Origin of the sequence: Arthrobacter sp. YAF16, from assembly GCF_052113385.1 — a bacterium.
GTDB lineage: Bacteria > Actinomycetota > Actinomycetes > Actinomycetales > Micrococcaceae > Arthrobacter.
This window is the reverse complement of sequence record NZ_JBFRDC010000006.1, coordinates 16810-40415: the sequence shown is the minus strand read 5'-3', so window position 1 is coordinate 40415 and position 23606 is coordinate 16810. Positions and strand designations below refer to the sequence as shown.

Sequence of the window (23606 nt, the reverse complement as noted above, 5' to 3'; positions counted from 1 at the left end):
CGGTGCTTCCGTGCGGCACCGAAGATCTAGTTAGCAGTGGAACAGGATGGTGAGACTGATGGTCGATGCGCCAACAGCCGGCTCAGATGAAAGCCCCGTGGATGCGTTCCTGGAGGGCAAGCGCCCGGACGAGGACGGACCGCAGGGTGCACCCTCCCTGCGCCACGCCCCCGGACCCTACTTCGGCTCGTACGGCGGCCGCTGGATGCCCGAATCCCTCATCGCCGCTCTGGACGAACTCGAGGATACCTTCGAGAAGGCCAAGGCTGATCCCGAGTTCACCGCCCAGATCGCGGAGCTGAACAAGAACTACTCCGGCCGTCCCTCGCTGCTCACCGAAGCCAAGCGCTTCGCCGAGCACGCCGGGGGAGTCCGCATCTTCCTCAAGCGCGAGGACCTGAACCACACCGGCTCGCACAAGATCAACAACGTGCTGGGCCAGGCGCTGTTGGCCAAGCGGATGGGCAAGACCCGTGTGATCGCCGAGACCGGAGCCGGCCAGCACGGCGTGGCCAGTGCCACCGCCGCCGCCCTGCTGGGCCTGGAGTGCGTGGTCTACATGGGCGCCGAGGACTGCCGCCGGCAGGCCCTCAACGTGGCCCGGATGGAGCTGCTCGGGGCCACCGTCATCCCGGTGACCAACGGATCGCAGACGCTCAAGGACGCCATCAATGAGGCCCTCCGCGACTGGGTCGCGAACGTGGACAACACGCACTACCTGCTCGGAACCGCGGCCGGGGCGCACCCGTTCCCGGCCATGGTCCGGTACTTCCACGAGGTCATCGGCGAGGAGGCCCGCGCCCAGATCCTGGAACAGACCGGCCGGCTGCCGGACGCCGTCTGCGCCTGCATCGGCGGCGGCTCCAACGCCATCGGCATCTTCCACGGCTTCCTGGATGACCCCTCGGTGAAGATCTACGGCTTCGAAGCCGGCGGCGAAGGCGTCGAAACGGGTCGCCACGCGGCCACCATCACGCTGGGCAAGCCCGGCGTGCTGCATGGCGCCCGGTCCTACCTCATGCAGGACGACGACGGCCAGACCATCGAGTCGCACTCCATCTCGGCTGGCCTGGACTACCCGGGCGTCGGACCCGAGCACTCCTACCTCGCCGACATCGGCCGGGTCAGCTACGAGCCCATCACGGACAGCGAAGCCATGGAGGCCTTCCGGCTGCTTTGCCGGACCGAGGGCATCATCCCGGCCATCGAGTCCGCGCACGCCCTGGCCGGCGCGATCAAGATCGGCCAGCGGCTCGCCGCGGAGGCTGGCGATGCGTCAGAAAAGATCGTCCTCGTGAATCTCTCCGGCCGCGGCGACAAGGACGTGGCCACCGCCGCGGAATGGTTCGACCTGCTGGACAAAGATTCACCCGAACACGAGATCGCCCAGGAGGGGGAGCAGCTGTGAGCACCGCCGAAAACAGCGCAGAAGGCAAGCAGCAGCCCGCCAGCAAGTCCGCGGCGGCCATCGACCGCGCCCGGGCCCAGGGCCGTGCCGCCCTCATCGGCTACCTGCCCGCTGGCTACCCGAGCGTCGAGGACACCATCGCCGCGGGCATCGCCCTGGCCGAAAACGGCGCCGACCTGATCGAAATCGGCATCCCGTATTCGGATCCGGTGATGGACGGCCAGGTCATCCAGGCCGCCACCACGGAGGCCCTCGCCAAGGGCTTCCACGTCGGCCAGGTGTTCGACGTCGTGCGCGGCATCACGAGCAAGACCGACGCGGCCGTCCTGGTCATGACCTACTGGAACCCCGTGGTCCGGATGGGCGTGGACGAGTTCTCCCGCCGCCTGGCGGACGCCGGGGGAGCCGGGCTGATCACGCCGGACCTGATCCCGGACGAGGCGGCGGAATGGATGGCCGCCTCGGACAGGTACGGCCTGGACCGGGTGTTCCTCGTGGCGCCGTCCTCCTCGCCGGAACGGATGAAGCGCACGGTCGACGCAAGCCGCGGCTTCGTCTACGCCGTCTCCATCATGGGCGTCACCGGCGCCCGCACCTCGGTCAGCTCCGCTGCCAAGGACGTCGTGGCCGCAGCGCGCGCGGCGGGCGCCGAGCGCGTCTGCGTCGGCCTGGGCGTCTCCAACGCGGGCCACGTCCGCGAAATCGCCGCCTACGCGGACGGAGTAATCGTCGGCACGGCCCTCGTCGCGGCGATCGGTGAGGGCGGCGTCGATGCTGTAGCGTCCTTGACGAAAGAGCTCAGCACCGGCCTCACCAAGGAAGAAGCGTAAGCAATGCAGTCAGTCCTCCGCGCGGCAGCGATGGTTCCCGCGAGCATTCCGAGCCCGGACTGGTCCGGCTTCGATATCCCGCTGCCCTGGGGGTCCCTGCGCATCCACGCCTACGCGCTGTGCATCCTGGCCGGCATCATCGCCGGCCTCTGGCTGACGTCGGTGCGCTGGGCGCGCCGCGGTGCGTCCGAGGGCAGCGTCTGGGACATTGCCATCTGGGCGATCCCCTTCGGCATCATCGGCGGCCGGCTCTATCACGTGGTGTCCTCGCCGGACGCCTATTTCGGCCCGGGCTTCGACGGCACCGGCGACCTGTCCCTGATCCCGCAGATCCAGCGCGGCGGACTCGGCATCTGGGGTGCCGTGGTGCTGGGTGCCGTCGGCGCCTGGATCGGCTGCCGCCGGGCCGGAGTCAAGCTCAGCGCCTTCGTTGACGCCGCGGCGCCCGGCCTGCTGCTCGCCCAGGCGATCGGCCGCTGGGGCAACTACTTCAACCAGGAGCTCTTCGGCGGCCCGACCACCCTGCCGTGGGGCCTCCAGGTCGACGCCGACAGCCCCAACTTCCCGGCCGGGATGCCCGCCGACACGCTGTTCCACCCGACCTTCCTCTACGAATCCGTGTGGAACCTCGTCGGAGTGGCGCTGCTGCTCGCGTTGGACCGCAAGTTCGCGTTCCGCCGCGGCCGGCTGTTCTGGCTCTACGCCATCTACTACACGCTGGGCCGCGTCTGGATCGAGGCCATGCGGATCGACGACGCCGAACAGATTAACCTCTTCGGCATCACCACCCGGCTCAATGTCTGGACCAGCATCTTCGTCCTGCTCGCCGCCCTGGTGGTCTTCATCGTCCTCGGACTGCGCAAGCGCGACGTGCCGGACACCCCGTACCTGCCGGGACGCGAGCCCGAGTCCGCGGCGCTTGCCGGGGACGCCGAGGACGAGACGGCCGGCGTCGAGACGACAGACCACGAGACGACAGGCAGCGACAGGGACGCCGCCGACGAAGAAGCCGACAAGACGGCTGACGACGAGACCGCCGACGCCGCCGTCGGGCCCGAGCCGGCGACGGAACCCGGCGAACCCCGGGAGCCGGCGACGGTCCCGGCCGACCGCGGAACCATCCGCCATTCGGACTCTGCTGTCTCAGATACTGAATCGCGTGATAATCTCCGGGAGAACCAGAGCGGTCCGGACCGCGCCTCAGCCTCAGCTGCGGCGGCCGGAGAATCCACCGGCGGCACCATGCCCGCCACCGGAGAACCGGCAACCGGAGTATCCGGCCGCCGGGCCACCGGGACCGCACCGGACGCTGACAGCACCAAGTAACTCAGCTCCGGCAATCGGGCTGCAGGGCGATCGCCGGCTGGGTCCGAGTCCACAGCGTCGTGGCGACAGGGTTTGTACGATTGAGCAGGCAGCAGACAGCTGCGCGCTATGCAAACCCAGGTCGGCGACCCGCGTAACTGTTCGTACAGCAAGCGGCGCTGGCCTACAATTCGAGTAGGAAAATCACGTTGTTGTGCCCGTCACACCGGCGCACCGATTCGGGCCAATGTTGTCCCTCCCATACGCACGATCAGGAGGAAGGACGTCTCCCATGACCCAAACCCTGCATAGCCCCAGCTGGTCCGGTCCGGAACAGCCCACTACGGCGGTCTCACCGTTCAAGCGTTTTGCGGCGCTGCCCGAAGCTGCCGGGCTTTACAACCCGGAGCAGGAGAAGGACGCCTGCGGGCTGGCCATCATCGCCACCCTGCGCGGCGAGCCCGGCTACGACATCGTCGATGCCGCCCTGACCGCCCTGCGCAACCTTGAGCACCGCGGTGCCGTCGGCGCCGATGAAGGAACCGGCGACGGCGCCGGCCTCCTCATGCAGGTCCCGGACGAGTTCTTCCGTGCAGTTACCGACTTCGAACTCCCCGCCGCCGGGCAGTACGTTGTGGGCACCGCGTTCCTGCCGGCCGAACAGCGCGAATCCGATGCCGCCAAGGCAGGCATTGAGGGTCTCGCGGCCGACGAAGGCCTCACCGTCCTGGGCTGGCGTGAAGTCCCGATCGTGGCCGACCTCGTCGGAGCCATGGCCCGGGCCTGCATGCCGTACTTCGCGCAGCCCTTCTTCGCTTCCAGCACCGGCGAGACGCTCTCCCGCAACGAACTCGACTCCCGGGCCTGGCGGATCCGCAAGCGCGCCCAAAACAAGTACGGCGTGTACTTCCCCTCGCTGTCCTCCCGGACCATCGTCTACAAGGGCATGCTCACCACCGCCCAGCTGGAGCCGTTCTACCCTGACCTCTCGGACAAGCGCTTCAAGACCAAGCTTGCGATCGTCCACTCGCGCTTCTCCACCAACACCTTCCCGTCCTGGCCGCTGGCCCAGCCGTTCCGCACCATCGCCCACAACGGCGAGATCAACACGGTCAAGGGCAACCGGAACTGGATGCGCGCCCGCCAGTCGCAGCTGGCCAATCCGCTGCTGGGGGACAGCCCGGAAGAGCTGTACCCGATCTGCACCCCGGGCGCCTCGGACTCGGCCTCCTTCGACGAGGTCGCCGAACTGCTCTGGCTCTCCGGCCGGCCCATCACGCACTCGATCATGATGATGATCCCCGAGGCCTGGGAAAACCACGCCACGATGGATCCCGCCCGGCGCGCGTTCTACGAGTACCACTCGCTGCTGATGGAGCCGTGGGACGGTCCCGCCGCCGTGTCCTTCACCGACGGCAACCTCGTCGGCGCCACCCTGGACCGCAACGGGCTGCGCCCCGGACGGTACTGGATCACCGAGGACGGCCTCGTCGTCTTCGCCTCCGAGGTCGGCGTGATCGACGTCGAACCCTCCAAGGTGGTCAAGAAGGGCCGCGTTTCGCCGGGCAAGATGTTCCTCGTGGACACCGAAGCCGGCCGGATTATCGACGACGCCGAGGTCAAGGCCGAGGTGGCCGCGGCCAACCCCTGGGCCGAGTGGCTCAAGGACAACCTGATCGACCTCAAGGACCTGCCCGAACGCGAGCACGTGGTGCACACCGCCGCCTCGGTCAACATCCGCCAGCGCACCTTCGGCTACACCACCGAGGAACTGAAGATCCTGCTCGGCCCGATGGCCCGGACCGGCGCCGAACCCCTCGGCGCCATGGGGTCGGACACCCCGGTGGCCGTGCTCTCCAAGCGGCCCCGGCTGCTCTTCGACTACTTCGTGCAGTCCTTCGCGCAGGTCACCAACCCGCCGCTGGACGCCATCCGCGAGGAACTGGTCACGTCCCTGACCTGCGCGATCGGCCCCAACGGCAACCTGCTGGACACCAAGCAGGTGCGCCAGCCGCAGGTCTCGCTGCCGTTCCCCGTGATCAACAACGACCAGCTCGCCAAGATCGCGAACATCGAGAACGCCGACGGCGACCGGGTCGCCATGAAGGTGCGCGGCCTCTACCGCCCCGACGGCGGCGAGAACGCCCTGCGCGCCCGGCTGACCGAAATCTGCGAGCAGGTCTCCGGCGCCATCAACCGCGGCGTCCAGTACGTCGTGCTCTCGGACCGCGACTCCAACGCCCAGTGGGCGCCGATCCCGTCCCTGCTGCTGGTCAGCGCCGTGCACCACCACTTGCTGCGCAGTGCCAACCGCACCAAGACGGCGCTCGTGGTCGAGGCCGGCGACGTCCGCGAAACACACCACGTCGCCGTGCTGATCGGCTATGGCGCCTCTGCGGTGAACCCGTACCTGGCGATGGAATCCGTGGAGCAGCTCATCAGTTCCGGAGACGTCACCGGCGTCACCCCGCAGGACGGCGTCTACAACCTGATCAAGGGCCTCGGCAAGGGCGTCCTGAAGATCATGTCCAAGATGGGCATCTCCACGGTCGCGTCCTACACCGGCGCCCAGACCTTTGAAGCCCTCGGCCTCGGCCAGGACCTGGTGGACGAATACTTCTCCGGCACCCACTCCCAGCTCGGCGGCGTCGGCCTCGACGTCATCGCCGCGGAGGTCGCTGCGCGCCACCGGATGGCGTACCCGGAAAACGGCATCGAACAGCCGCACCAGCCCCTGCTGGGCGGCGGCGAGTACCAGTGGCGCCGCGACGGTGAACCGCACCTGTTCAACCCCGAGACGGTGTTCCGGCTGCAGCACGCCACGCGTGAACGCCGCTACGACATCTTCAAGGCCTACACCCGTGGGGTGGATGACCAGTCCGAGAACCTGATGACCCTGCGCGGGCTGCTCAAGTTCAAGGGCGGCCTGCGCCCCGCGGTCCCGCTCGAGGAAGTGGAGTCCGTCTCCAGCATCGTCAAGCGGTTCTCCACCGGCGCCATGAGCTACGGCTCCATCTCGCAGGAAGCCCACGAGACGCTGGCCATCGCGATGAACCGGCTCGGCGGCAAGTCCAACACCGGGGAGGGCGGCGAGGACGTGGACCGGCTCCTGGATCCGACCCGGCGCTCGGCCGTCAAGCAGATCGCCTCGGGCCGCTTCGGCGTCACCAGCCTCTACCTGACCAACGCCGACGACATCCAGATCAAGATGGCACAGGGTGCAAAGCCCGGCGAGGGCGGCCAGCTGATGGCCCAGAAGGTCTACCCCTGGGTGGCCCGGACCCGGCACTCCACACCCGGCGTCGGGCTCATCTCCCCGCCGCCGCACCACGACATCTACTCGATCGAGGACCTCGCGCAGCTTATCTACGATGCCAAGCGCGCCAACCCCTCGGCGCGGGTGCACGTCAAGTTGGTCTCCGAGGTCGGCATCGGCACGGTCGCGGCCGGCGTCACCAAGGCCAAGGCCGACGTCGTGCTGGTTTCCGGCCACGACGGCGGCACCGGCGCCTCGCCGCTGAACTCGCTTAAGCACGCCGGCGTGCCGTGGGAACTCGGCCTCGCCGAGACCCAGCAGACCCTGATGCTCAACGGCCTGCGCGACCGCGTGGTGGTGCAGGTGGACGGTCAGCTCAAGACCGGCCGCGACGTCGTGATCGCCGCGCTGCTCGGCGGCGAGGAGTTCGGTTTCGCCACCGCGCCGCTGGTGGTCTCCGGCTGCATCATGATGCGCGTCTGCCACCTGGACACCTGTCCGGTGGGCGTCGCGACGCAGAACCCCGAGCTGCGCTCACGCTTCACCGGCAAGCCCGAATTCGTGGTCAACTTCTTCGAATTCCTCGCCGAGGAAGTCCGCGAGATTCTGGCCGAACTCGGCTTCCGGAGCCTCGAGGAAGCGATCGGCCACGCCGAAATGCTCGACACCCGCGAGGCGATCAGCCACTGGAAGGCCGAAGGGCTGGACCTGGACCCCATCCTGCACGGACTGGAGTTCGACGACGATGCGCCGCTGCGCAACCTCACGGGCCAGAACCACGAGCTGGACAAGCACTTCGACCAGCGACTGATCGCGATGGCCGCCGAGGCCCTCAGCGACCGGACCCCGGTGAAAATCGCCGTCGACGTGATCAACACGGACCGGTCCGTGGGCACCATGCTCGGCCACGTGGTCACCAAGACCTTCAGCACCGACGTGCTCGCCACCGACACGATCGACATCACGCTGACCGGCACCGCCGGACAGTCGCTCGGCGCGTTCCTGCCGGCCGGCATCACGCTCCGGATGTTCGGCGACTCCAACGACTACGTCGGCAAGGGTCTTTCCGGAGGCCGCATCATCGTCCGCCCGGACCGCACCAACGTGTTCCCGGCGGAGCGGAACGTGATCGCCGGCAACGTGATCGGATACGGCGCCACGAGCGGCGAGTTGTTCCTGCGCGGGCAGGTGGGGGAGCGCTTCATGGTGCGCAACTCCGGCGCCACCGCGGTGGTCGAAGGCATCGGCGACCACGGCTGCGAGTACATGACCGGCGGCCAGGCGCTTATCATCGGCCGCACCGGCCGCAACTTCGGCGCCGGCATGTCCGGCGGCACCGCCTACGTCCTGGACCTGCAGACCGAACGGGTCAACAAGCAGGCCCTCGACGCCGGCGAGCTGCAGCTGCGCGAACTCGACGCCGAAGACCGCGAAATCGTCCACGGACTGCTGGTCAAGCACCTCGAGGAGACCGAGTCGCAGCACGCGGCCCGGCTGCTCGAGAACTTCGACGACACCGCGGCCCGCATCACCAAGGTGCTGCCGCGCGACTACGCGGCCGTGCTGCAAACCCGTCTTGACGCCATCGAAGAGGGCCTGGACCCCGACGGCGAAGAAGTTTGGTCTCGAATCCTGGAGGTGACCGGTGGCTGATCCACGCGGATTTCTGAAAGTACGCCAGCGTGAAACACAGCCGCGCCGTCCCGTCCCGGTCCGCATCATGGACTGGAAAGAGGTTTACGAAGCCCAGGAGAAGGGCGTCCTGAAGAGCCAGGCCGGCCGCTGCATGGACTGCGGTGTCCCGTTCTGCCACCAGGGCTGCCCGCTGGGCAACCTCATCCCGGAGTGGAACGACCTCATCTGGCGGGACAAGGGCGAGGAAGCGATGGAGCGGCTGCACGCCACCAACAACTTCCCCGAGTTCACCGGCCGGCTCTGCCCGGCACCCTGCGAGGCCTCCTGCGTGCTGGGCATCAACCAGCCCGCCGTGACCATCAAGCAGGTCGAGGTTTCCATCGTGGACCAGGCCTTTGACAAGGGCTGGGTCAACCCGCTGCCGCCGGCACGCCTCTCCGGCAAGACGGTCGCCGTCGTCGGTTCCGGCCCCGCCGGGCTCGCCGTCGCGCAGCAGCTGACCCGGGTGGGCCACACCGTCGCCGTTTATGAGCGCGACGACAAGATCGGTGGCCTGCTCCGCTACGGCATCCCCGACTTCAAGATGGAAAAAGAGCACGTGGACCGCCGCTTGGACCAGATGAAGGCCGAAGGCACCCGCTTCCGGACCGGCGTCGCCGTCGGCACCGATGTGACCTGGGAACAGCTGCGCCGGCGCTACGACGCCGTCGTGGTCGCCACCGGCGCAACCGTGCCGCGGGACCTGCCCATCCCGGGCCGGGACCTTGAGGGCGTGCACTTCGCGATGGATTACCTCGTCCCGGCCAACCGCGTGGTGGCCGGCGAGACGGTGGAAAACCAGATCAACGCCGCCGGCAAGCACGTTGTGATCCTCGGCGGCGGCGACACCGGCGCGGACTGCCTCGGCACCGCACACCGGCACCAGGCAGCGTCCGTGACCACGCTGGCGATCGGCAAGCAGCCGTCCGCTGAGCGGGCCGCGCACCAGCCCTGGCCGACGTTCCCCACCCTGTTCGAGGTGGCCAGCGCGCACGAGGAGGGCGGCGAACGTACCTACCTCGCCTCCACCGTGGAATTTGTCGGCGAGAACGGCAAGCTGACCGGCGTGAAGGTTGCCGAGACTGAATTCGTCGACGGCAAGCGCCTGCCGAAGGCCGGCACCGAACGGATCATCCCGGCGGACCTCGTTTTCCTGTCCCTGGGCTTCACCGGCGCCGAACCCGCCGGGATCACCGAGCAGGTGCACGCCGAGTTCGACGGCCGCGGGAACGTGGCCCGGGACGGTTACTACATGACCAACACGGAAGGGGTCTTCGTCGCCGGAGACGCCGGCCGCGGTCAGTCCCTGATCGTCTGGGCCATCGCCGAGGGCCGCGCCTGCGCCGCCGCGGTGGACAAATTCCTGATGGGCAGCACCATTCTCCCGGCGCCAGTTGCGCCGACCGACCGGGCGATCGCCGTCCTGTAACCCGGTCCGGACCCTGCCGGGTCCGGACCGGGCACCGGCCGTTCATCACCGCGACAACTTAAAACAACCAAGAGACAACTAGGGTAGGTATATGAGACGCGCTAAAATTGTGGCCACCTTCGGACCGGCGATCGCGAGCTTCGAGAACACGCTTGCCGTGCTGGAAGCCGGGGTCGACGTGGCCCGCATGAACATGAGCCACGGAGATTACTCCGTGCACGACAACACCTACGAGAACGTCCGCAAGGCCGCCGGCCAGCTCGGCAAGGCCGTCGCCATCATGGCCGACCTGCAGGGCCCGAAGATCCGCCTCGGCCGCTTCGTTGACGGACCGCACCTGCTGGCCGTCGGTGACACCTTCACGATCACCACCGAGGACGTCCCGGGCACCAAGGACATCTGCTCCACGACGCTGAAGAGCCTCACCGAGGACGTAAACCCCGGCGACTCGCTGCTGATCGACGACGGCAAGGTGGCGCTGCGCGCCATCGAGGTGGACGACGTCAAGGTCGTCGCCCAGGTGGTTGTCGGCGGCTACGTGTCCAACAACAAGGGCATCAACCTGCCCGGCGTGGCCGTCAACGTGCCCGCGCTGAGCGAAAAGGACGAGGACGACCTCCGCTGGGCCATGCGCCGCGGCGTGGACATGGTGGCCCTCTCCTTCGTCCGCGACGCCTCGGACATCAAGCGCGTCCACGAAATCATGGACGAAGAAGGCCGCCGCGTGCCGGTGATCGCCAAGATCGAAAAGCCGCAGGCCGTGGACCAGCTCCCGGAGATCATCGACGCCTTCGACGCCATCATGGTGGCCCGTGGCGACCTCGGTGTGGAGCTGCCGCTCGAGGAAGTGCCGATCGTGCAGAAGCGCGCCGTCGAACTGGCCCGCCGCTGGGCCAAGCCCGTCATCGTGGCCACCCAGGTGCTCGAATCCATGATCGACAACCCGCGCCCGACCCGCGCCGAGGCCTCCGACTGCGCCAACGCCGTGCTCGACGGCGCGGACGCCGTCATGCTCTCGGGCGAGACCAGCGTGGGCAAGTTCCCGATCGAGACCGTCAAGACAATGGCCCGGATCATCGAATCCACCGAGGTCCACGGCCTGGAGCGCGTCCCCCCGCTGGGCACCAAGCCCAAGACCCGCGGCGGCGCCATCACCCGTGCCGCCGTCGAGATCGCCGACCAGCTGGAAGCAAAGTACATCTGTACCTTCACCCAGTCCGGCGACTCCGCACGACGCCTGTCGCGGCTGCGGCCGATGCGCCCGGTCTTTGCCTTCACCCCGGTGGAGCACGTCTGGAACCAGCTCGCGCTGACCTGGGGCATCCAGCCGGTACTGGTCCCGATGGTGGGCCACACCGACGAGATGACCGCCCAGGTGGACCGCAACCTGCTCGAGATGGATCTCGTCGAGGACGGCGACATGGTGGTCATTGCGGCCGGTTCGCCTCCCGGAAAGGCCGGTTCCACGAACATGCTGAAGGTCCACAAGGTAGGCGACCTGGCCGACGCCGGCAGCCACGGCGAGAACGCCGTCACCAAGGACAAGCTCGGCCCCTGGCCGGAAAAGAAGAAGAAGAACACCAAGATCTAGTTCTTCTCCAGATACACCAAAGGGAGGGCCCCGCCGCTGGCATTCAGCGGCGGGGCCCTCCCTTGGTTTTCCTGCGTGCCGGCTGTGGGCTAGTTGACCTGGTTGATGATGGTTTCGGCGACCTCGCGCATGCTGAGGCGGCGGTCCATGGATGTCTTCTGGATCCAGCGGAACGCTTCCGGCTCCGTCAGGCCCATCTTGGTGGTCAGGAGGCTCTTGGCGCGCTCCACGAGCTTGCGGGTGGCGAACTGCTCCTGCAGGTCGCTCACCTCGCTTTCGAGGGCCTTGATTTCCTCGTGCCGGGACAGTGCGATCTCCAGGGCCGGGATCAGGTCGGCCGGGGTGAAGGGCTTCACCACGTAGGCCATGGCGCCGGCGTCGCGGGCGCGCTCGACCAGTTCCTTCTGGCTGAACGCGGTCAGCAGCACCACTGGGGCGATCCGGGCCTTGACGATCTTCTCGGCCGCGGAGATGCCGTCCATGACGGGCATCTTGACGTCCATCAGGACGAGGTCGGGCTTGAGCTCTTCCGCGAGCTGTACGGCCTTCTCGCCGTTGTCCGCCTCGCCGACGACGTCGTAGCCCTCGCCACGCAGGATCTCGATGATGTCCAGCCGGATGAGGGTCTCATCCTCGGCGACGACGACGCGGCGCGCCGGCTGGGAGGTGGGGGTTGACTCCGTCTGTTCTGACACGGGTACTCCTTGGAAAGGTACGGCGGGAACTGGACCATCTGAGGCACGTCCGCGGGTGTACTGGGGGCCGGTAGGGATCGATGCGGCGTCACTGGCGCGATTCTGGAATTCAGCCTATCTGCATGTAGAGTAATTTCGCGCACCGGAAGCGATCGCGTTGCTCACAGCACCATCGAGCAAGCGAATATGACAGCCGGTGTACTCCGCGCCCGAGTGGCGGAATTGGCAGACGCGCCGCACTCAAAATGCGGTATCGAAAGGTGTGTGGGTTCGAGTCCCACCTCGGGCACGTGTTTTCCCTGTTCAGTGGCCTGCGGGTCACTGAACGTGCACAAACTGTTCACTGATGGACCCCCTCGGGGGCTTTTTTTGTTGGTGGCTGTGCCTTCTCCTGGGTTTGGGCAGCGGTGTGGCTGGTTATCTGTTCATGGCGGGGAGGGTCTTGAACTGCATGACCTGATGCTGGCTGGGCGAGCGGAGTCGCCTCGGCTCGTTTGCACTAATTCCGGTCACGACTGTTCATGGCAAGATTTCCGGATCTGTCTTTGTCGTACCGGGTTGTGTTGAGAGCGGGCAGATGCGGCTCGAACGGTTTCTTGCCTGTTCTGTCGAATATTTCTGGCCCTGCACGGGAAGCTGAAACTGGCTCCACGCTGTGACGATGGTGAGCGACGAAAACCGAGCCACGGCGTCCGGACCGCACACCCATCTTCAGCCGTGGATAGTCCGAATTGATCCAGCTGTGGGAGCTTAAGAGCGCGCAGACGATCAGAGTCTTTGGGTGTTTTCGTGGCGCCCCGTTGGCGGAGCCTCTCACACACCCGATGCTTGACTTGGGTCGGGTCACAAACCCTGTTGGTCTGTGGGTGGGTGTTCGGCCACGCAGAAGAGGTTCCCCTCCCGGTCAGCAAGAGTGGTCCACCGCACGTGTGGGAATTCGTCAAGGACGTCCCACTGGTAAGTGGCACCGAGGTCGAGGAGGCGTCTGACCTCGGCCTGTCGTGACCCCCAGGGCACGGTCAGATCTAGGTGGAACGTTTGGTGCTCGGGGCGAGGACCGGTCATGGGTTGGAAGAACATTGCGAACCCTCCGGGACCCGCAGATGGCAGGTAGACGCTGTCGCCGCCCGGTGAGGGCAAGGCGCCGGTCACGGACGCCCAAAAATCGGCAAGCGTGGCTGGATTCTGAGCCTCCAGGTTGATCGCACCAAGGGTGATCTGATGTGTCGTCATGGTTGCAACGCTAACAGGATCCTCGGACAGCCTCTCGTTAGTGCACGGCGGCGTCGATGCCTCCCGAGACTGGGGCGTCATCCCCAGCCGTCGCAGGTTCCACCTTTCGGAAGCCAACTCAAACATAATGGCTCCGCCCCCGGCGCTCAGCCGCAGCTCAGCCGGTGCTATCGAGGATCAGGCGCGCCGCCTCCGTTGGTTGGTCCCAGTGCGGGAAGTGACCGCAGCTTTCGAACCAGTGGAGCGTTGCATCCGGGAACAGCTCCATGGCCCGCGCCGCCTCACTGGGAGCGGTGACCTTGTCCTTCCGCCCCCATCCAATGACCACTTTGCCCTTGAGTGAACCGGCCGGTGCGCCTTCCTGGCGGGGTCCGTGAATCAGCGCGTTGAGGGCAGGGTCCAGACTGGTCGATGTCTTGAACCCACGAAGTTCATGCAGGACCAGATCCTGCGGCAGCTTCCATGGGTGGGCGGAGAACTGAGCCAACAGGGCCGTGCGGCCAACGGGGTTGCCCGTGAGGAAGGGGAGCGCCGGTTGGATACGGCGCACCAGTGCGACGGATGCCTTGATGCTTGCTCCAAAGATCGCTGCCTGGCGGTCATTCCAGAATCCACCAGGGTCCAGTGCGATCGTGGTGCCAGCGTGCCCTCGCCGTGCCATTTCCAACACCATCCGGGCGCCCATGGAGCTGCCTACCAGATCAAGGTCACCCAGTTCCCGGTCGCGGATAAAGGCTTCGACGGCATCGGTCAGCGTGGCAATGGTGGTTTCTCCGGTTAGCGGCGCGGATTCGCCGCAACCGGGGAGGTCGACGGCGATGACATCGCGTTCAGCGGCCAGCGCCGGGATTATCGGGTTCCAGTTACCAATACTGGAACCGAGCCCATGGATCAGGAGGAGTGGCTTACCGGAGCCTTGCCGGGTTGAGTGCAGCATGACTTCACTGTAAGGGGCGGTGCAACATATCTGGCCAGAGGTCATCTGGCGAAAGGCTCGACGGCACAGCGATACGCGGTTGGGCAGCGCATCCAACACGCCTCAGGTCGAACAAATCTCAGGCAGGGGCGAAGAGTTCATGCGCCACGTTGTCGGGGCCCTGAATTCCAGGATGTTACCGGCGCCGAGGCAGCCTGGTTTGGGGCGCCGAACTGGGCAAAAGCTAGGGTGTGCACAATGTGCACACCCTAGCGTTCGGATTGAGTCTTACTGGTGCCGGACCGGGCCGGATTGCGGAGGTTTGCGGGGGAGTGGCGGAAACTCAAGGGCCGGAACCCGGTTCGAGTCCCACCTCGGGCACAGTGGTTCCGCGGGGCTATTCTGGATGCATGGATGCCGTGTCCCTTCCAGCCGTCACGTTGAGCGGCCACTTCGCCCGGGACTTTCCGGAGATGGCCATTGCTTGGCGCGCAGAGGACATGCCTGACCCTCGATTACTGGTGCTCAACGAGCCGCTGGCAACCGAACTGGGCCTGGACGCTGACTTCTTACGAAGTGCCGAAGGGATGGGCCTGTTGACCGGGCATCGGCTCCCGGTCGATGCCACGCCGGTCGCGCAGGCTTACGCGGGACACCAGTTCGGCTGGTACGCCCACCGGCTCGGCGACGGGCGCGCCCTCTTGCTCGGCGAGATCACGCACGCCGACGGCATGCCGCGGGACGTGCATCTCAAGGGTTCCGGACGTACACCGTTCGCCCGCGGGGGAGACGGTCTGGCCGTCGTCGGGCCGATGCTCCGCGAATATCTCATCAGTGAAGGCATGCACGCGTTAGGCGTTGCCACCACACGGTCCCTGGCTGTGGTGGCCACGGGGCGTCCCGTGCAGCGTGACACTGTGTTGCCCGGGGCCGTGCTCACCCGCGTCGCTACGAGTCATGTGCGCGTCGGCAGTTTCCAGTACGCCGCGGCCAGGGGCGACGTCGGCCTCGTTCGCCGCCTCGCCGACTATGCGATCACCCGGCACTATCCGGCGACGGAGCGGGCCGAAAACCCCTACCTAGCCCTCTTCCGCTCGGTGGTTGGTGCGCAGGCGTCGCTGGTGGCCCGCTGGATGCTGGTGGGATTCGTCCACGGGGTAATGAACACCGACAACATGACGATCTCAGGCGAGACCATCGATTACGGCCCGTGTGCTTTCATGGACGCGTTCGACCCTGCCGCCGTCTACAGTTCGATCGACGAAACAGGGCGCTACGCCTATCGGAACCAGCCAGTCGTGGCGGAATGGAACCTCGCCCGTCTCGCCGAGTCGCTGATGCCGCTGCTGCACGAGGACCAGGAGACAGCCATCCAGCTTGCAGTGGAATCACTGGACGATTTCCGCCAGCAGTACAGTGCTGACTGGGCGGCCGGAATGAACAGGAAGCTTGGCTTCCGTCCAGGGCTCGGGGATGAGGTGACATCCCCCCTCGTCGAGGAGTTGTTGACCCTCCTGCGGCAGGGACACGTGGACTACACCTCGATCTTCCGCAGCCTAGGCAAAGCGGCCCGCGGCCGCCCTGAGCCAGCCCGGCAGCTCATACCGGATAGGACGGCTTTTGATGACTGGGCTGGGCGCTGGCGTGCCTTGAACCCGGACGCCGACGCGATGGACCGGGTTAATCCTGCGTACATTCCCCGCAACCACCTGGTGGAGGAAGCCTTGGCCGCTGCCACCGGCGGCGACCTGGAGCCGCTGTTCCGGCTGATGGATGCGGTCACCGACCCGTATAACGAACGCCCCGGTCTCGAGCGATACGCCATGGGCGCGCCCGATGACTTCGGCGCGTACCGCACGTTCTGCGGAACCTGAGCCGTTGACCCGCTCAAGCAGACTGAACTGAACCTGTTGGCAGGGGATTCGGATGGGCCCGCCGTACCGTATCGACACTCATCAGCACATCGTTCCGCCGGGGTATGCGCGGTGGATGCGTGACAAGGGGATAGACCCCGGTGGGATCGGTCTGCCGCCGTGGTCCGAGCGCTCCGCGTTGAAGTTCATGGACAGGCACGAGGTGCAAACCGGCATTCTTTCCCTGTCCACGCCCGGCGTCTATTTCGGGGACGTGATGGAGGCGCGGCTGAGGGCGCGCGAGGTGAACGAGTTCTGTGCGGAGGTGGTGGCCGCGCAGCCGGACCGGTTCGGGTTCTTTGCGGCGCTCACCCTGCCGGACGTGGAAGGCGCCCTCGCGGAGGCCCGGTACGCCCTGGACACCCTCCTGGCGGACGGGATCGTGTTGCTGGCCAACAACGACGGCCGCTACCTCGGAGACCCGGGATTTGAGCCCTTGCTGGAGTTCCTGCACCACCGCCGGGCCGTGGTCTTCATCCACCCCGGTGAGCTGCCCGCACCGCCGGTGCCGGGCATACCCGCCTTTGCCGCGGATTTCATGCTCGACACCACCCGCACCGCTATCAGCCTTGTCCTGTCCGGTGCGATGGAGAAGTTCCCCGGCATTAAGTTCGTCCTGGCGCACGCAGGCGGATTCGTGCCCTTCATCGCCCACCGGATCCTGCTGACCATGCTCCTCGACAGGGACCTGGCTCTCAACGCGCTGGCGGCGTTGGGAGACAAGAAGCAGTCCGTCCTGCGACGTTTTTACTACGACGTCGCCCTGTCCGCCAGCCCGGCGGCGTTGCCCAGCCTGCTTGAGGTAGCTGACCCGGGTCGCATCACGTACGGCACTGACTTCCCGTTCGCCCCCTTCGCGGCCATCGATTTCCTGAACATGCAGTATGAGAAGTATCCGCTGGATCCCGTACTGCGCGCGGCGATTGACCGCGGCAACGCCGAGGCGCTGTTTCCCCGTCTCCGCCTTGACAGGAATTAGCCGTTGTCTGGCTAAAGTCGGAGAATGGCCGGACCGTCTCGGAGTGGGAGCATCGCTGCTCGAGACCGCAGCTGTATCGGGCGACTCAGGACGAAGCCCACCGATCCTCCCGCCGGTACCTCCGATTCCCCAACCGAGACAGCACACTATGACCAGGACCGTGGAGACGGCAAGACCGGACATCAAGCGGCCTTCGTAGACTCGTCAGGCGGGGCGCTTGAGAGTACCGGATAGAGGGGGAGTCGGCGGCCTGGAGAACCCGACCCGGAAGCGCTCAGCGGGTGTCGTCGCGCTGCGTGAACTCGTGATCCAGTTCGTAGTGGCGGAATTCCGTTTCGCGATCCGATTCACCCGCAACGACGACCTCATGGTCGAGCTGGCGCTGGACCTGGCTGTCCAGTACCTGCAGGTCGTTGTCGGTCATCACTTCCAGATCTTCCGGGAACGCGTCGTCCGGGGTCAGCCGCAGCTTGTCCGTCATCTCTTCGCCAATCTTTGAGCCGTACATTCGTCTATTGTCGGATCAGTGTACTGAGTTATGGCCGCAAGACTCTCCTGTGTATGAAGCGGCACACCGCGACCGCTGCCATCGGTGGGATCGGCGCATGGACTTTGTCGTGCTCTACACGCTGCGCGAGGGCGCTGACCGGTCACGCATCCTCAAAACGTTTCCCCGCCACAAGGCCTACTACAAGGCCTTCCGCGAGGCAGGCGGCGGGCTTGTAGCCCCGGGCCCCTTCCAGACGGCGGATCCCGCAGCGGGTTCTATGGGTATCTTCACGTCCCGCGAGGATGCCGAGCGCTTCATCGCCGAAGACCCGTTCACGGTCGAAGGACTGGTGGACCCGCGCATTCTGGAATGGAACGCCGTCCGCTTCGAGTAAGGCGGTGACCGGCGGCACCTTCCACAGAACCGTCCTAGGCCAGATGTTCAGCGGCCCTCCGCATCATCGTGGCATCCGAGTCGGTCCTCGGACACTCCGTCCGCAGCCTCTCCCTGCTTCGTGTGGTCTCTGCTGTGAGCGCAGTGTTTCCGCAGGTCAGAGGCCTTGCGGGCGTGGGAGGTGGACAAGACTCCAAGAATTTGTGGCGTGCTTCGTAGCATCTCTCCCGTAGCCCGCGTTCTGAAGTTCACAAGATGAACGGCACTGCGTCGTTTTTGCTCTGTTGGCGGATCCGGCCCTCCGCCTTAGCGGGGCCCTCGTTCCGTTCGGCGGCGGCGGTTCACGGCATCTGCAACTGCCACGCCTATGAGCGGGAGCGCGGCGCCTATGGCGGCAACGAAGGCCGGGAGGAGGAAGCTCAGATTTGCCAGCACCGCCAGGGCTCCGATGCCGGCGAGATCAGATGGTTGGCGGTGGCCCAGTACCCGCCGGATAAAAAATCCACGGGCGGCAAGGAATAGAGCCGGGCCGCCAAAGAGGAACAGAACGGTGGCAAGATCGGGGCGGGCGGCCGGATCGCTGATGGCGAGCTGATCACCCACCGCCACCAAGATCAAGCCCGCCAGTAGCACGACCAAAGTGTTGCCTGCCAAGATGCCGGGTCGGAACTGATCATCAACAGAAGCAAGCTTTTTCAGAATTTCCTGTTCGAGGCTATAGAAGTAGCACCACCAGATCGCGACGCTTCCGGCCAAACTTACTGTTCCGGTTACAAATATCAAAGGGTCCGCCAGGTTGCCGGCAATCGCCAGACCGGTTGAGAGGATCGTCTCGCCAAGCGCGATCAGGTAGAACAACCCGAACCGCTCAAAGATCCTTTCTCCCGGGAGCGGGACCCGGCTTCCTTCGGTCTTCTGTCCAGGCAACCGGTGAGCCAGCATATGGCCGCCCAGATCGATCGCGGCAGCGACACCCCAGAACATCAGACGGGGCCCCGGACCGAAAAAGACGCCGGCAATCCAAAACGGAGCGCTCATACACCCCCAGATCAGCGTGCGCACGAAATGGTTGTGGGTGGTGCGGTCAAGTCCCACAGTCAGTAACCATGCACCCCGGCCCAGCTGGACCAGTAGATAGCTCGCGGCAAAAAGCCAGCCGAAGGCGCCAAACGCTGAGCCGATTGAGGCGTTCATGAATAGTGTGATCAGCATGACGATCAGTAGCATCCACTGCACCTCAAACCGCGAAGTGTCCAGCAACGTGGCCGCCCAGGTCGTGTACACCCACACCTTATAGACCGCGAGAAGAAGCACAAACGTCTCACCGGCCGCCACCCATGAAGGATGCTCCAGCAAGTGATGGGAAAGCTGCGACAGCGCGAACACAAAGACCAGATCGAAGAATAGCTCAAGCCGCGTAACCCGGCTTCCGGAGGTTGCGGAACGCATCAGCGACGTGGCACGGAACATTAGCATCCTTCACTGAGCCAGGAGCGGACGGACGCCCGTCCTGTTGTCGAAAGACTGACGACGGTCAGTAGAGAAGTCAAGGGGGAAATTGCCGGAGAGGTGTTACGGCGCACCCTCCGTCGGCGTGATGGTATCGGCGTGCGCGGGCGAACCCTTCCGGGGACTCCGAATCCCTGCGACCTCGGTCCACGCCTACGGCCTGTCCTCACAATGAGCCAGATGAGCCAGAAGAGCCGCCGCTCAGCTCGGGAACGCGGTCCGAGAGCTCCGTGGCAGCTTATTTAGTCAGCGTAATTCCGTTTTCACCTCACGAAACAGCCCATCCTTCGCCCAGCACTGAGCGGCTCCTGCACGAATTGATTGGTCCGGGATTAAAGAATGCACGCTTTGGAACAACACCCCGGTTTTTGCACGGCCACCGATCGTAGGATTTTTGAAGGCGGGCACGCAGCTTCCGGCGAGGTTGCAGAGCCGCACGAGGCTCCGCTCAGGGATGCCGACCGCGGGAGCGAACTGCCTTTGAGTGCTATCAGAACAGGAACGACCTATGACCACCGCCGCCACCGGAATGACTTACTACGTCACAGCAGACGAGCCCCACTTGTTAGCCGAACGCCTCGATGCCGCTGAGGAACTGGCCCGGGCCCGGGCGCTGATGGAAGGTAATCACGGAATTCTCGTGACCCGCCATGGACCGAACTCGTTCACAGTAAACCTGAGCCAGGACGTTCCCTATGGAACCACACAGGAATGCGACCTCGCCTAGAACGGGACCGTGGCGGCAACATACCCTCCCGCGTCACCGTATACCTGGAGGGATATCGCCGATGCTGAACCCAAATGATCCAATATCCGAAATGAGCAAGAAGGCTCGCATGTCCCCAGCCCCCACGGTCACCGGCCAAACTCGAACATCAGCATGCGGTCGATGGTTGCTGGCCGTTCTGTCACTGTGGGTGCTATCCGCGCTGTCGATACTGCTGCCTCTCCTGGTTGGTCTTCAGCCTTGGAACGGTCGCGGGGTCCCCGCCGAATTTTCCGTCTTCGCCTCGATACTGCTCCTTCCGGTTCTCCTTCATGCGGCCTGGAGCCTTGTCCGGCAACAGCGCCGCGATCAGATCGAGGCGTCGACGACCGCCAGACTGATGGACGCGGTCCTGGGCGCTACCAAGGTTTGGCTCTGGGCTGTAGGAGCAGATGGCCGGTTCACCTTCTCCAGCGTGGCAAGCCGGGAGCTGCTCGGCTACGAGCCCTCCGACCTTGTGGGACGCCCGTGCAGTCTCATCATCGACCTTTCCGACCTCAAGACCGCACCGGAACCAGACCCAAGTGCCGGCCGAGTAGGGCTTTTGCTGTCCGCCCGTCACCGGGATGGGCGGCGACGGAGCATCGAGGTCGTCGGATGGCGTCGGTCGGACGTGGAAGGCTGGGGAGCAGGATTTGAGGGAATCGCGCGGCCGCCGGCAGACTGCGCGGTGCGGCGCCCGGCAAATCAGGCGATCGCGGTGCGCCTCGATCGCCTGATCGCCACTCGGACACTGATCACAGCGTTTCAGCCGATCTGTCATCTGGGAACCGGCGAGATTATCGGCGCCGAAGCGCTCACTCGCTTCGTCAGCTCTCCTGTATGGTCCCCGGATCAATGGTTTGCCGACGCCGATTCAATCGGGCGGGGCGCCGAACTCGAATTCCTCGCTTTGGAAACAGCCTTGCTCGCCGCTGCGGATCTTCCTGACCACCTCTATATCGCCGTCAATCTCTCCCCATCGGCATGCCTTGACCCGAGGCTAGGTGACATTGTGGGGAAATCAGGTGTGAAGCCCGAACGTATCGTCGTAGAGCTGACCGAGCATTCAGCCGTCGCTGATTATGCACGCCTCGCGGCAGCATTGGCTCCGCTGAGAAGCGCTGGCTTACGCATTGCTATCGACGACGTCGGCGCCGGGTTCTCGTCGATGCGCCACATACTCAAGCTCGACCCAGAGCTCATCAAACTCGACCGGACAATCGTTGCGGGAATCGACAACGACCCGAAGCAGAGGGCCCTGTGCGCGGCGATGGTCAGTTTCTCGTCACAAATCGAGGCATGCCTGGTCGCCGAGGGAATCGAAACCCATGCAGAACTGGCGGCCGTTACCGAGATGGGAGTGAACGCCGGGCAGGGCTACCTCTTGGGTCGGCCATCCGTCTTGTCGGCGGACTGGTCCCATTGGAGGCAGCGGAACCGGTCGTCACCGAATGAAGATGCCGAATCAAATGACACTTGAACGGTCACTGCTTCGGAGCCGGTCAGCCTCCGGCCAATGCTTCTGACTGGCGCGGGTTTGCGCGCTTTGCCCGGCCAGGAGCACCAATGCCACGACTATGCGGAAAGAATTCAGATGACATCAGGTCCCGAAACCGTCCTTTGGACGCTGCTCATAGGTGTGGACGCCGCCCGGGACCACATCCGCGGCGCCGCAGTCGAATCAGGTTATAGGGCTAAGCCCTACGATGAGGACAGCATCAATATCGAGGTACCGTTTTCCCTCCGCAAGCGACGTCGAACCGTGCGGTTTACCGCTACCGTACGACCGTCCGCGCGTGGTGCAGACGTGGTCTGGACAGCACATCAGGGGCCGCTGAACCATGAGCATCTCGCCAGTATCGAGGAAACGCTGCCCGAGGGGGTCATGGACTACCACGGGCTTGAGGACGCCGTGCTGCGGGCAGGTCTCTCCCTGGGCGGGCGGGCTGAGTTTCGCGCCGTGGTCCGTGTGCTGGCGCGAGACGAAACCGTCCGGGCTATCGGGAGGGGGAACCTGAATGAGGCTGCCGGATACGTCGTCCTCACGACCAGGCGCCTCCTCGTCATCGAAGCGTCCGGCCTCGGTTGCCGAACACTCCTCGATGCTCCGCACGGATCCATCGAAGCACTTTCGCTGGGCAAGAGAAGCACCGGGGAAACCATCCGGGTCGCCCTGCCCTCAGGCCCGATCGTCATTTCGCGGCTCGGCCACGGAGAAGGCCACGGCATCATCAAGACTTACAGGGAAGAACTGAAGGAGCGAGCCCGCTTCGTCCCCTCCTCGGCGGGGCACAGTTCGGCCCCTTTGTCCCCGAAGTCCATGACCACAGCTGTCACCTCCGACTAAGCGCTGGCTCTGCGACCTGGCCTTTGCGCCGCGGGACCGGCCGGCCCCGGGCCCGTGGTTGCGTCCCGGTAGATAAGCCCGGCTGAAAGGGACGAACTACCGGTCAACCGACTACGACGAGCCGCTGGCACGGACGGTATGCCTTCGAGATCCGGTCCTGCCGGTTCACGGTCCGGTCAGTTTCTTTAGTTCGGCGGCTCGTGTGCGCAGGAGTTCCGGGTTCTCCTGCACGTCGCTGAGCGAGACCCCTGTAAGTTCCCTGACGGCCCGCCTCATGGCTTGCAGGCTTGCGAACCCGCTGGCGCCCGCGATGTCCGTCAGAGAGCGTTTCCAGGCGGTTTCTTCGGCGAGGAGCTCGAGGGCTTCCAAGGTCCTCAGGGCCCGGATGCGTCGGGAGCGCATCGGTGAGGAGGACCGCGTCCTCCTCGTCCATCCAGTCCGGGACTTTCGAAGGTCCCACGTCCGCGAAGGGGACGCGGACGAATTCGGCCTGGCCGCCGTCGTAACCTCCGCAGGTGTGGGAATAGCCGTAGATGCCGCCCACCGCCGTCGCATTGGGGTTTACGTTGTGGCAGTTGGAATAGAGGCCGCGGGAGCAGAAGTAGCAGGAGCCGCAGTAGATGTTGAACGGCACCATCACCCGGTCGCCTACCGTCAGGTTCTGCACGGAGGATCCGACCTCATGCACCGTGCCCACGAACTCGTGCCCAAACGTCATCCCCACCCTCGTATCCGGCATCATGCCGTGGTAGAGGTGCAGATCGGAGCCGCAGATGGCGCCCCTGGTGACCCGTACGATGGCGTCGTTGGGGTGCTCGATCTTCGGAATGTCTTTTTCTTCGACGCGAACTTTGTACGGTCCGCGATAAACCATTGCACGCATCAGTACC

The 23606-nt window shown here is 65.4% G+C and carries 17 protein-coding genes, 1 tRNA gene and 1 pseudogene; 13 read left to right on the top strand and 6 right to left on the bottom strand.

Translation table 11 applies throughout. From position 1 onward, the window contains the following. Positions 1 to 58: 58 nt before the first annotated feature. The 6 genes from trpB (at position 59) to pyk (ending at position 11493) form a co-directional block, all read left to right on the top strand. On the top strand, positions 59 to 1408 hold the full coding sequence (gene trpB / locus AB4Y91_RS12440; RefSeq protein WP_441418782.1) for a tryptophan synthase subunit beta: 1350 nt from the start codon (positions 59 to 61) through the stop codon (positions 1406 to 1408). Beyond that, positions 1405 to 2238 carry a tryptophan synthase subunit alpha gene (gene trpA, locus AB4Y91_RS12435; protein WP_441418781.1) on the top strand — a complete coding sequence of 278 codons (834 nt, stop codon included), beginning with the start codon at positions 1405 to 1407 and terminating at the stop codon, positions 2236 to 2238. The genes trpB and trpA overlap by 4 nt, the downstream gene beginning before the upstream one ends. Positions 2239 to 2241: 3 nt before the next feature. Beyond that, positions 2242 to 3564 (top strand): prolipoprotein diacylglyceryl transferase, encoded by a 1323-nt coding sequence (gene lgt, locus AB4Y91_RS12430; protein ID WP_441418780.1) that lies wholly within the window; start codon positions 2242 to 2244, stop codon positions 3562 to 3564. A gap of 271 nt (positions 3565 to 3835) precedes the next feature. Beyond that, a complete protein-coding gene (gltB, locus tag AB4Y91_RS12425; protein WP_441418779.1) occupies positions 3836 to 8452 on the top strand; it encodes a glutamate synthase large subunit in 4617 nt (1538 codons plus the stop codon). Beyond that, on the top strand, positions 8445 to 9902 hold the full coding sequence (locus AB4Y91_RS12420) for a glutamate synthase subunit beta (RefSeq protein WP_175321726.1): 1458 nt from the start codon (positions 8445 to 8447) through the stop codon (positions 9900 to 9902). The genes gltB and AB4Y91_RS12420 overlap by 8 nt, the downstream gene beginning before the upstream one ends. A 91-nt stretch (positions 9903 to 9993) precedes the next feature. Beyond that, positions 9994 to 11493 carry a pyruvate kinase gene (gene pyk / locus AB4Y91_RS12415; RefSeq protein WP_441418778.1) on the top strand — a complete coding sequence of 500 codons (1500 nt, stop codon included), beginning with the start codon at positions 9994 to 9996 and terminating at the stop codon, positions 11491 to 11493. Positions 11494 to 11582: 89 nt separating this feature from the next. Here the strand turns inward: pyk and AB4Y91_RS12410 are convergent, their stop codons facing one another. After that, the gene (locus AB4Y91_RS12410) at positions 11583 to 12188 is read right to left on the bottom strand and encodes an ANTAR domain-containing response regulator (protein WP_056739732.1); all 606 of its coding nucleotides are present in this window, start codon (positions 12186 to 12188) and stop codon (positions 11583 to 11585) included. Between the two features lie 207 nt (positions 12189 to 12395). On the opposite strand from AB4Y91_RS12410, the gene AB4Y91_RS12405 reads away from it, so the two are divergent. Beyond that, positions 12396 to 12477, top strand: a tRNA-Leu gene (locus AB4Y91_RS12405). 554 nt (positions 12478 to 13031) lie between these two features. On the opposite strand, the gene AB4Y91_RS12400 is transcribed toward AB4Y91_RS12405, so the two are convergent. Next, entirely contained in the window at positions 13032 to 13421 is a 390-nt protein-coding gene (locus AB4Y91_RS12400; protein WP_441418777.1) for a VOC family protein, read from the bottom strand. A 157-nt stretch (positions 13422 to 13578) separates the two neighbouring features. Further along, positions 13579 to 14358: an alpha/beta fold hydrolase gene (locus AB4Y91_RS12395; protein WP_441418776.1), complete on the bottom strand. Its 780-nt coding sequence runs from the start codon at positions 14356 to 14358 to the stop codon at positions 13579 to 13581. Positions 14359 to 14747: 389 nt separating this feature from the next. Here AB4Y91_RS12395 and AB4Y91_RS12390 point away from each other — a divergent pair, with 389 nt between their 5' ends. Continuing rightward, positions 14748 to 16211: a protein adenylyltransferase SelO gene (locus AB4Y91_RS12390; RefSeq protein WP_441418775.1), complete on the top strand. Its 1464-nt coding sequence runs from the start codon at positions 14748 to 14750 to the stop codon at positions 16209 to 16211. A gap of 52 nt (positions 16212 to 16263) precedes the next feature. Further along, a complete protein-coding gene (locus tag AB4Y91_RS12385; RefSeq protein WP_441418774.1) occupies positions 16264 to 17229 on the top strand; it encodes an amidohydrolase family protein in 966 nt (321 codons plus the stop codon). A 274-nt stretch (positions 17230 to 17503) separates the two neighbouring features. Here the strand turns inward: AB4Y91_RS12385 and AB4Y91_RS12380 are convergent, their stop codons facing one another. Continuing rightward, a complete protein-coding gene (locus AB4Y91_RS12380; protein ID WP_441418773.1) occupies positions 17504 to 17737 on the bottom strand; it encodes a hypothetical protein in 234 nt (77 codons plus the stop codon). Positions 17738 to 17834: 97 nt separating this feature from the next. Here AB4Y91_RS12380 and AB4Y91_RS12375 point away from each other — a divergent pair, with 97 nt between their 5' ends. Continuing rightward, entirely contained in the window at positions 17835 to 18113 is a 279-nt protein-coding gene (locus tag AB4Y91_RS12375) for a YciI family protein (protein ID WP_441418772.1), read from the top strand. A 305-nt stretch (positions 18114 to 18418) separates the two neighbouring features. On the opposite strand, the gene AB4Y91_RS12370 is transcribed toward AB4Y91_RS12375, so the two are convergent. Then, the gene (locus tag AB4Y91_RS12370; RefSeq protein ID WP_441418771.1) at positions 18419 to 19582 is read right to left on the bottom strand and encodes a low temperature requirement protein A; all 1164 of its coding nucleotides are present in this window, start codon (positions 19580 to 19582) and stop codon (positions 18419 to 18421) included. A 547-nt stretch (positions 19583 to 20129) separates the two neighbouring features. Between AB4Y91_RS12370 and AB4Y91_RS12365 the strand changes: the two genes are divergently transcribed. From AB4Y91_RS12365 to AB4Y91_RS12355, 3 genes are all read left to right on the top strand, one after another. Then, on the top strand, positions 20130 to 20348 hold the full coding sequence (locus tag AB4Y91_RS12365; RefSeq protein ID WP_441418770.1) for a hypothetical protein: 219 nt from the start codon (positions 20130 to 20132) through the stop codon (positions 20346 to 20348). A gap of 91 nt (positions 20349 to 20439) precedes the next feature. Continuing rightward, positions 20440 to 21849: an EAL domain-containing protein gene (locus AB4Y91_RS12360; protein ID WP_441418769.1), complete on the top strand. Its 1410-nt coding sequence runs from the start codon at positions 20440 to 20442 to the stop codon at positions 21847 to 21849. 114 nt (positions 21850 to 21963) lie between these two features. After that, positions 21964 to 22716 (top strand): hypothetical protein, encoded by a 753-nt coding sequence (locus AB4Y91_RS12355; protein ID WP_441418768.1) that lies wholly within the window; start codon positions 21964 to 21966, stop codon positions 22714 to 22716. A 388-nt stretch (positions 22717 to 23104) separates the two neighbouring features. Here the strand turns inward: AB4Y91_RS12355 and AB4Y91_RS12350 are convergent. Beyond that, positions 23105 to 23599 (bottom strand): annotated as a pseudogene (locus tag AB4Y91_RS12350) (alcohol dehydrogenase catalytic domain-containing protein); the annotation flags it as partial. Positions 23600 to 23606: the final 7 nt, after the last annotated feature.